9 protein-coding genes and 2 pseudogenes are annotated in these 8,268 nt (G+C 59.8%); 6 read left to right on the top strand and 5 right to left on the bottom strand.

Annotated features, from left to right (window positions below; all coding sequences use genetic code 11):
- The first annotated feature begins 150 nt into the window (after nt 1–150).
- The 4 genes and pseudogenes from BKH32_RS13325 to BKH32_RS11295 all read left to right on the top strand — a co-directional run bounded on the left by BKH32_RS13325 (nt 151) and on the right by BKH32_RS11295 (nt 1,683).
- The gene (locus tag BKH32_RS13325) at nt 151–360 is read left to right on the top strand and encodes an IS3 family transposase (RefSeq protein WP_178384646.1); all 210 of its coding nucleotides are present in this window, start codon (nt 151–153) and stop codon (nt 358–360) included.
- 13 nt (nt 361–373) lie between these two features.
- Nucleotides 374–730: pseudogene (locus BKH32_RS14790) on the top strand (transposase); the annotation flags it as partial.
- A 175-nt stretch (nt 731–905) separates the two neighbouring features.
- The gene (locus BKH32_RS14535; RefSeq protein WP_075250131.1) at nt 906–1,250 is read left to right on the top strand and encodes a transposase family protein; all 345 of its coding nucleotides are present in this window, start codon (nt 906–908) and stop codon (nt 1,248–1,250) included.
- Nucleotides 1,171–1,683 carry a transposase family protein gene (locus tag BKH32_RS11295; RefSeq protein ID WP_075250130.1) on the top strand — a complete coding sequence of 171 codons (513 nt, stop codon included), beginning with the start codon at nt 1,171–1,173 and terminating at the stop codon, nt 1,681–1,683. The genes BKH32_RS14535 and BKH32_RS11295 overlap by 80 nt, the downstream gene beginning before the upstream one ends.
- 316 nt (nt 1,684–1,999) lie before the next feature.
- On the opposite strand, the gene BKH32_RS11290 is transcribed toward BKH32_RS11295, so the two are convergent.
- The 5 genes from BKH32_RS11290 to BKH32_RS11270 form a co-directional block, all read right to left on the bottom strand.
- The gene (locus BKH32_RS11290) at nt 2,000–2,701 is read right to left on the bottom strand and encodes a hypothetical protein (protein WP_075250129.1); all 702 of its coding nucleotides are present in this window, start codon (nt 2,699–2,701) and stop codon (nt 2,000–2,002) included.
- Between the two features lie 110 nt (nt 2,702–2,811).
- Entirely contained in the window at nt 2,812–3,786 is a 975-nt protein-coding gene (gene nrdF, locus BKH32_RS11285; protein ID WP_075250128.1) for a class 1b ribonucleoside-diphosphate reductase subunit beta, read from the bottom strand.
- Between the two features lie 155 nt (nt 3,787–3,941).
- On the bottom strand, nt 3,942–4,781 hold the full coding sequence (locus BKH32_RS11280; RefSeq protein WP_256691731.1) for a hypothetical protein: 840 nt from the start codon (nt 4,779–4,781) through the stop codon (nt 3,942–3,944).
- A gap of 184 nt (nt 4,782–4,965) precedes the next feature.
- Nucleotides 4,966–5,805: a hypothetical protein gene (locus tag BKH32_RS11275; RefSeq protein WP_256691729.1), complete on the bottom strand. Its 840-nt coding sequence runs from the start codon at nt 5,803–5,805 to the stop codon at nt 4,966–4,968.
- 938 nt (nt 5,806–6,743) lie between these two features.
- Complete coding sequence (locus BKH32_RS11270) at nt 6,744–7,421, bottom strand: HAD family hydrolase (RefSeq protein ID WP_143222814.1); 678 nt, start codon at nt 7,419–7,421, stop codon at nt 6,744–6,746.
- Nucleotides 7,422–7,786: 365 nt separating this feature from the next.
- On the opposite strand from BKH32_RS11270, the gene BKH32_RS14530 reads away from it, so the two are divergent.
- Together BKH32_RS14530 and BKH32_RS14525 are read left to right on the top strand one after the other, a co-directional pair.
- A complete protein-coding gene (locus tag BKH32_RS14530; protein ID WP_256691727.1) occupies nt 7,787–8,035 on the top strand; it encodes a transposase family protein in 249 nt (82 codons plus the stop codon).
- 75 nt (nt 8,036–8,110) lie between these two features.
- Nucleotides 8,111–8,268, top strand: a pseudogene (locus tag BKH32_RS14525) (transposase family protein); the annotation flags it as partial.

The raw sequence follows: 8,268 nt of genomic DNA, 5'->3' as shown, positions 1-8,268 counted from the left end.
GTCGGGGCCGCGAAGAAGGCCACTATCCCATCTCCTCAATGTGCCGGTGGTCCAGGGTATCAAAATCAGGGTACTACTCCTGGCGCGACCGGCCCCAGTCACAGACGGCTATCAGGAGGGAGGAGCTGGCCATGATGATTAAGGATGTGTTTGAGCGCTCGTGAGGGCACCTACGGGTACCGACGCATCCAGGTGGTCCTGGAGCGGCGTGGGGTCCGGGCCGGCGGTTCCACGATCCGCGCCATCATGCGCGACCTAGGGCTGCAGGCCGCACAGCCACGGGCAAAGGTCCGAACCACCGTGCCGGCCCAGGACCTGGACGAGCGGCCCGACCTGCTCAGGCGGGACTCCCGCCTCTGACGAACCTGGACGTAAGTGGTGCGGGGACATTCCCCCGCAGGCGGGAGGTGCCCCCTCCTATGTCAGGACGTGGGCCGGATTCGTCTATCTTGCGACTGTTCTGGACTGCTGTACTAAGAAGGTGGTGGGTTATGCGATGGCCGACCACATGCACACCTCCCTGGTGTGCCAGGCCATTGACATGACGGTCAGGAGATGCCCGATCAAGAAGGGCGTGACGATCTTTCACTCCGACAGGGGGAGCCAGTACACGTCCCAGGAGTTCCTGGATCACCTCAAGTCTTATGGTATTCGTCCCTCGGTGGGGCGTACGGGGGTGTGCTGGGACAATGCTTGGGCTTCAGTCATTCAATGCTACGCTCAAGAATGAGAGAGTCCACCTGATGGTGTATCCCACGAAGGACAAGGCGATCAAGGATATTGAGGCTTATTCATAGGGGTGTTTAGGGTGTTTTGCCGCTAATGGCGTGTCGTTAAGCAGGGTGGCGGCTTGCTCTTGAGAGAGTTTTGGTGACTAAGCCAGCTCAACCAAGAAGCAAACCGCCATGACGAATAGTAGCACGAGGATCACTCGCGATGATGTCCTGGACCTGTGCGAGGCCATTCACGCTTCCGGCCCCCTGCCGGTGTTCGGGGCGAGGGTGCTGGGGCTGTTCCTGTGTGTGCGCCTGACCCTGACCTACCTGCGCCACAACCTGCCCCAGGAGCTGCTCGCCGAGCTCTACTGCGTCTGGCAGGCCACCGTCTCCCGGGTCATCGCCGCCTACACGCCCCCTGATCGCCGCCTGCCTGAACGGCAGTGTTCCAACGGTGGAGGATCTGGATCCCACGGCCCAGCTGATCATCGACGGCACCCTCCTGGAGTGCTGGTCCTGGAAAGACCACCCTGAGCTCTACTCCGGCAAGCACAAGACCACGGGTCTGAACGTCCAGGTCGCCTGCACCCTGTCAGGGACCCTGGCCTGGGTCTCCGACCCTCAGGACGGATGCACGCACGACGCCAAGGCCCTGCGCCGCAGCGGCCTGCTCGACGTCCCCGCCACCGACCTACCAGACGGGACACCACCACCACGCCATATCGGCGACAAGGGATACATCGGACTGGGAATGATCACCCCCAAGAGAAAACCCCCGAACCTGCCCCTCCACCCAGACGACAAGACCTACAACCGGGCCGTCAACCAGATCCGCTACAAGATCGAGCGAGTCATCGCCAACATCAAGACCTGGAGAGTCCTACACACCGGCTACAGAAGACCACTACAAACCTTCCCAGAAACCATCACAGCCATCCTCGGACTCATATTCACCTACACCCCATGAATAAGCCTCATTGCCTCATGGATCGAGCTGAGATACGAATCATATTCGTCTTCACTCAGCCCTAGGGTATCGCACCCCGAACGAGGCCGAAAGCGATTTCCTGGACTTGAAGAAGGCAGCCTGAAGCACAAAACAAGCACTGTCCGAAAAACACCCAGCAGTCCAATTCAAAGGGGCGAGACCCGGCCAACGAGGGGCAAGGGGCTACAGCGCCACGAATAGCACCATAGCCCCTTACCTTGAACCCCATCAGAGGAATGAGACGACAACGGTCCTCAGGAGGCCCGACGTCGCTGGGAAGAGAATCAGATCAGTCCTACTTGAGCACGAGGTCCTGGGTGTCGGAGTAGGCCGCGTACTGCTTGCCGGACTGGACGCCCTTTCCGGCTGCGCGGTCGTAGGCAATGCTGGTGGTGCCCTCGGAGAAGGGCTTCAGCTTGGTCGAGTCCGACACGGCGATGTAGGCGAACCAGCCCTCAACGTGAGTGGAGCCGGCGTCCTCGGTGTCAATCACGTCAAGACCGTCGTCCTTCAGGTCGTCGGCCACGTTTGCTCCGTACTGAACCGTCTTGGGCTTGGATGATGTTTTGTCCTGGAGCGAGGTGGAGTCAGAGAGCGTGCTGCTGTAAGCGATGTCTCCGTTGAAATCGAGCGTGCAGTGAAGCAGGTAGACGGTGTCTGTCTTACCTTTCTGCTTGAGCTTCGGTGCGGCGTAGTCCTCGATCACCTTGTCGCAGGTCTGGGTGAGACCGATCTCCTCATCCTTGAAGGTCACCGGCTTGATGCTCTGAATCGTGGAGCCGGACTTGGTGGTCTCATCGCCCTTGCTCTTGGAGTCCTTGCCATCCTCGGTTCCTTCGGAGGGGGGTGTGTCCGGATCTTCCGAGTCCGCCTTGGCAGAGGCCGCCGAGGAGGCGCCGGGTGAGGGCTGAGCGACGTCCTGCTCATCACAGGCAGACAGCCCGACAGCCATGGCGAGGGCGGCGGCGACGGAGAGAACTTTGACGGAGGAGCGCATGGGAATTCCTTTCTGGTGCGCTGGGAATAACCAAAGCGTGCGCCATGCGCGCCATCGTCGCCATGGGGAGGCCACCCGGGGGAGCACTCCCCACCCCCGCCCAGCTGCGCTCAGAAGTCCCAGTCCTCGTCCTGGGTGGCCTCGGCCGTGCCCATGACGTAGGAGGAGCCCGAGCCGGAGAAGAAGTCGTGGTTCTCGTCGGCGTTGGGGGACAGGGAGGCGAGGATCGCCGGGTTGACGTCGACGGCGTCGGCCGGGAAGAGCGCCTCGTAGCCCAGGTTCATGAGGGCCTTGTTGGCGTTGTAGCGCAGGAACTTCTTGACGTCCTCGGTCAGGCCGAGCTCGTCGTAGAGGTCCTCGGTGTACTGCTCCTCGTTGTCGTAGAGCTCCATGAGCAGCTCGAAGGTGTAGTCCTTGAGCTCGGCCTGACGCTCGGGCGAGGACTCGCGCACGGCCAGCTGGTACTTGTAGCCGATGTAGTAGCCGTGGACGGCCTCGTCGCGGATGATGAGGCGGATGAGGTCGGCGGTGTTGGTCAGCTTGGCGTGGCTGGACCAGTACATGGGGGCGTAGAAGCCGGAGTAGAAGAGGAAGGACTCCAGCATGGTGGAGGCGACCTTGCGCTTCTCGGGGTCGTCGCCGCGGTAGTAGTCCAGGATGATGTGGGCCTTGCGCTGGAGGTTCGCGTTCTCCTCGCTCCAGCGGAAGGCCTCGTCGATCTCCGCCGTCGAGATGAGGGTGGAGAAGATGGAGGAGTAGGAGCGGGCGTGGACCGACTCCATGAAGGCGATGTTGGTGAGCACCGCCTCCTCGTGGGGCGTGCGGGCGTCCGGGATGAGGGAGACCGCGCCGACCGTGCCCTGGATCGTGTCCAGGAGGGTCAGGCCGGTGAACACGCGGGTGGTCATGTTCTTCTCGGCCTCGGTCAGGGTGGCCCAGGACTGCACGTCGTTGGACAGCGGCACCTTCTCGGGCAGCCAGAAGTTGCCGGTCAGGCGGTCCCAGACCTCGAGGTCCTTGTCGTCGGTCAGGCGGTTCCAGTTGATGGCCTGGACGCGGTCGACCAGCTTGATGGGCTCGTGCATGAGTTCCTCCCGAGGTTTGGGTGATCTGTCCTCATGCTACCGATGAGGCCGACGGCCGGCAGTGATGCCCGCCCGAAGGGGGTTGTGGTGCCCGCCGCGCTCCTGAGGTCCGGTCCCCCGTCGTCCTGGCGTCCGGTTCGACGCCGTCGCAACCGTCACGACGAGGAGGCGGCCGCCTGCCGGGCGGCGGAGAGGATGGCCGCAGCCTTCTCGGGCGGGTCGCCTTGGCCGAGCACGTCACCTGACTGCATGTCGAAGGCGACAACCTCAAAGTCGTAGTCGTCGTTCAGCGCGGTGGTCAGCTCGACCCTCTCAAGAGTCTGATTTCCCAGGACAGCCGCCAGAACCGGGGCTGCCGCAGCAACATCCACGCCCTTCCCGTACTCACCGAGCCCTCGCACCCTCAGCTGGGTCACCTGGCTGACGTCATCGTGCGCATTCAGACTCACTATCGCATTAACTCGCTTACCTGCCGGAATCGCATCGAGAACACGCTTGATCGGCACGGACGTGAGATCCACACCTTTCAAGTGCGTGATAAAACAATAGGATCCGCCCACAAAATAATCCTGCTCAGTCTTGAGTGAACCAACACCCACAACCGGTGACGTCGGCGGCAGGATGGCGTTGTCTGGAAGGGTTGTCCCGTTCTGGTAGTCGAGCAGGATCCTCTCCTTGGAGATCCCCACGCTCTCCAGCTCCGAGGAGACCACTTTCATGGCCGCCAGCACGGCCTTCTCGGGGTCGTTCATCGGAAGGTTACAGGACATCGACGTCGTACCCTGAACCCATCTGACATCAAGGTCAACCTTGTCAGAATCAGCCAGATTGACTACTTCGTTTCGAGCATTGCGAATGATTGTGAGGACTGAGTCCTGCCCAGGATCATCCTTGAGATTCACTGTCACATTCCAGCGATCATCAGACACGAGGTCTGGATCAACATGCATTTCGACAGATGTCACGCCATCAAGCCCGGAAAGGTACTTACGCACCTTCCTCTTCTTCTTGCTGCGAGCCAGAGCGAACGGTGAGCATCCAGCCGCACCGAGAGCAAGAGACGCGGTACCCAGTGCCAGTACCTCACGACGTCGAACACGCATCGACCTCACTCTCCTTTCCGTGATGACGCCTGGAATATGCGAGTCAGACAGAGACGCCTTCGAGTCCGCGCCCCCATCATGACGGAGAGCCGGCCGTCTGCTGAGCGGCGGCGAGGATGGGCGCACCCTTCTCGGGCGGGTCGCCCTGGCCGACCACAGTGCCGGACTTCATGTCGAAGCCGACCACCGTGGACTGGCTACTGCTCTCCTCCGACGTACTCAGCTCCACCCGCTGGAGCACCTGGTTGCCGAGGACCGTGGCCAGAACCGCAGCGTCGGGCTGAACATCCGCTTCCTCCTCGCGCTTCCCCCATTTCTTGAATGTGAGACGGGTCTGTTTGCGATCCTCGTCCTCCGCCTCCAGACTCAGAACCGCCCCATATCGCTTGTTGGAGGGAATGGCCTCCAGTGCGCGTTTGATCGGCACGGACGTGAGATCCTTACCCTTGGTATGAGAGATGAAGCAGTGAGTCCGCCCGACCAGAATACTCTGCTCGATCTTCGGTGTGCCGAGTCGCAGCACCGGGGAGGTGGGTGGCAGGATGAAATGATCCGGGAGAGTCTCAGCAGTCCGGTACTCGAAGGATATTCTCTTCTCCTCGATCTGAACTCGCTCCATGGCGGGCGATACCGCCTCCACCGTGGCGGAAGCGGCCTTGTCAGCGTCCTTGATCGGCAGGTAGCAGAACACGGAGGTCTTACCCTGCGCCCAGGTGACAACCATCCTCACCTCGTCAGCACCGGTCAGGTTCAGCACCTTGGCGTAGGCGTCGCGCACAACTGTCACCACTGATTCTGCGGACGGATTGTCCTTGAGCGCCACATCCACGACCCAACGATCCGGCTCTAAGAACTCCGAGTGCACGTCCACTCGAGCAGATGCCACGGAGTCGAGCCCGGAGAGGTACTGATGCACCTTCCGTTTCCGCCTCTTGCGCGCCATGGTCATGGGCGAGCACCCAGCCACTCCGAACGCAAGAGACGCAGTCCCTACGGCCAGGACGTTACGACGCCGAATTCTCACCAGTCCATACCTCCACGCTGAAGCCCGTATTCATAATCCTCAAGAGCCGGATGACACGATGTCCAAGCACCTCTGGGCCACCGCAATATCCTCACAGTAATCCTTAGCAACCGTCCACTTCACCATCCTCTACTATCGGATGACTGCGTGAGAGAATCACTTCGGCGCGCTTTATTATCCACTTGACCTTCCCCCGGCCATGCTTCCCCCGGGAAGAGGAGCTAGCGCCACGCCACCCACCCAGCGCGCTGATACTCTCCAGAAGTTCTCTGATCGTGCTGTTGTTCGTCTCGTCAGACATCTTGATCTTCAGCCCAATGGCATCGTCGCCTGACACGCTGAAACTGACAACCCGCTTGTCAGAGGAAAGCAGATCACACAGCCGCCCAATGTCCGGGGCAGAACTGAACCACTTCAGTGGACTGGGTGCCGGCCATAGCCCGGCCCCTGCGGCAACCCCCGCGCCTATCAACGCACGGCGTCGCGCGTGAGGTTGACTCGCCCAGGCGCGTAGCCTTCCTCGAGACTTCGTCCGACTCGATGAGTCGGGTTGCTGGGCGAGCTCCTCCAGCACAGGTTCGTCGGCAGGACTCACGCAGAGATCGTTGCGCTCATCATTCTGCATCTGGAAGATCATTCAGGGAAATAGCGAGGGGACCACTCCCGGAAAACTCACCGACGCAGAGAACGAAGTCGGCCACAGCATCAGCCGGATCACTAGTCGAGCAAGTCAAGGCTCGTCTCAAAAACTGGAAGAACATCCCTGGGCATATTCCATATCCAACATGCCACCCTTCTGACACTAACCTCACTTAGCTGCACCCACCCATCTAAAATACCTCCCACGTTCGGACATCTACTACCTTCATGCCAGCAGCTTGTGCCGCAGCAATTCCACCTCCTGTGTCCTCGAAAGCCAAGCAACACTCCTTTTTTACCCCCAACCGTTCGGCCGCCCGGAGGAATGCGTCAGGAAAAGGCTTGGGTCGCAATCCGTCATCAGCCGTCACAATCACTGAAAATAGGTGTGAAATCCCCGCCCCCGCAAGCGTCGCATTAACGGAACTCGCGTCGCCATTCGATGCAACCGCCATATGACTAGCATCGCGGAACTCTTCCGCGATGGAAATAACAGATTCAATCGGCGCTAGTTTACGAGCTTCTTCAAGAAAGCACCTTAACTCCATTGTTTTCACAGTGGTTGCATCTATTGATTTACCGTGCGCAACCCCCATGTCGTCAATCAATTGATTAGCAGTCAAACCTGTTCTTTGGCGATACCAAGATGTGGACATAGATAGGCCAACAGCGCTAAACGCCTTACGCCAAGATCTTTCATGAGCATCATGAGTATCTACAAGAGTACCATCAAGATCAAAAATCAACGCACACGCACCTGATAGCACATGATGAACTTCGGGAGGTAAATATGACATTATCACACCAACAACTTCGACATCTTCAGATCCAAGGCTCCCATCACCAAATAAATACCACAACTGCCGCACTGCTGTTCATCCGACATCAACACCCAAAACTAAGCCATCAGCCCGCACACACATCGACGCCATAAAATACAGTGACCAAATACACGTCATCAGTTTCCTTCCTAGACAATCTGCAACAACGCCTGAGGCAGACGACGCCAATATTGGCGACCAGGGGCTACTATACTCGACAAAGAAAAACGTGTCGAGACCGAGATACTGAGGCTTATTCATAGGGGTATCGAGGGTGTTTAAAGGGGGGCGTGTCGTTAGATAGGGTGGCGACTTGCTCTTGAGAGAGTTTTGGCGACTAAGCCAACTCAATCAGAAAACGAGCCGTCGTCATGAATAGTAGCACGAGAATCCCTCGGCGTGAGGTTGTGGGCATGTGCGAGACCATTCACGCCTCCGGTCCCCTGCCGGCCTTCGGGGGCAGGGTGCTGGGGCTGTTCCTGTGCGTGCGCCTGCCCCTGACCTACCTGCGCCACAACCTGCCCCAGGAGCTGCTCGCCGAGGCCTACTGCGTCTGGCAGGCCACCGCCTCCCGATTCATCGGCGCCTACACGCCCCTGATCGCCCACACCCTCCAAGAGCACGTGCCTACAGTGGAGGATCTGGACCCCACGGCCAGCTGATCATCGACGGCACCCTCCTGGAGTGCTGGTCCTGGAAGGACCACCCCGAGCTTGACTTAAGGCAAGCACAAGACCACGAGGCTGAACGCCCAGGTCGCCTGCACCCCCTCAGGGACCCTGGCCTGGGTCTCCAACCCCCACGACGGCAGAGTCCACGACGCCCAGGCCCTGCACCGCCGCGACCTACTCGCCGTCCCCACCACCGACCTACCCAACCTCGAGTTTTCATCGTT

Origin of the sequence: Actinomyces oris (assembly GCF_001929375.1) — a bacterium.
In the GTDB taxonomy this organism is placed as follows: Bacteria; Actinomycetota; Actinomycetes; order Actinomycetales; family Actinomycetaceae; genus Actinomyces; species Actinomyces oris_B.
Note: the sequence above shows the minus strand (reverse complement) of the source record. Positions and strands in the feature narration are given on the sequence as shown.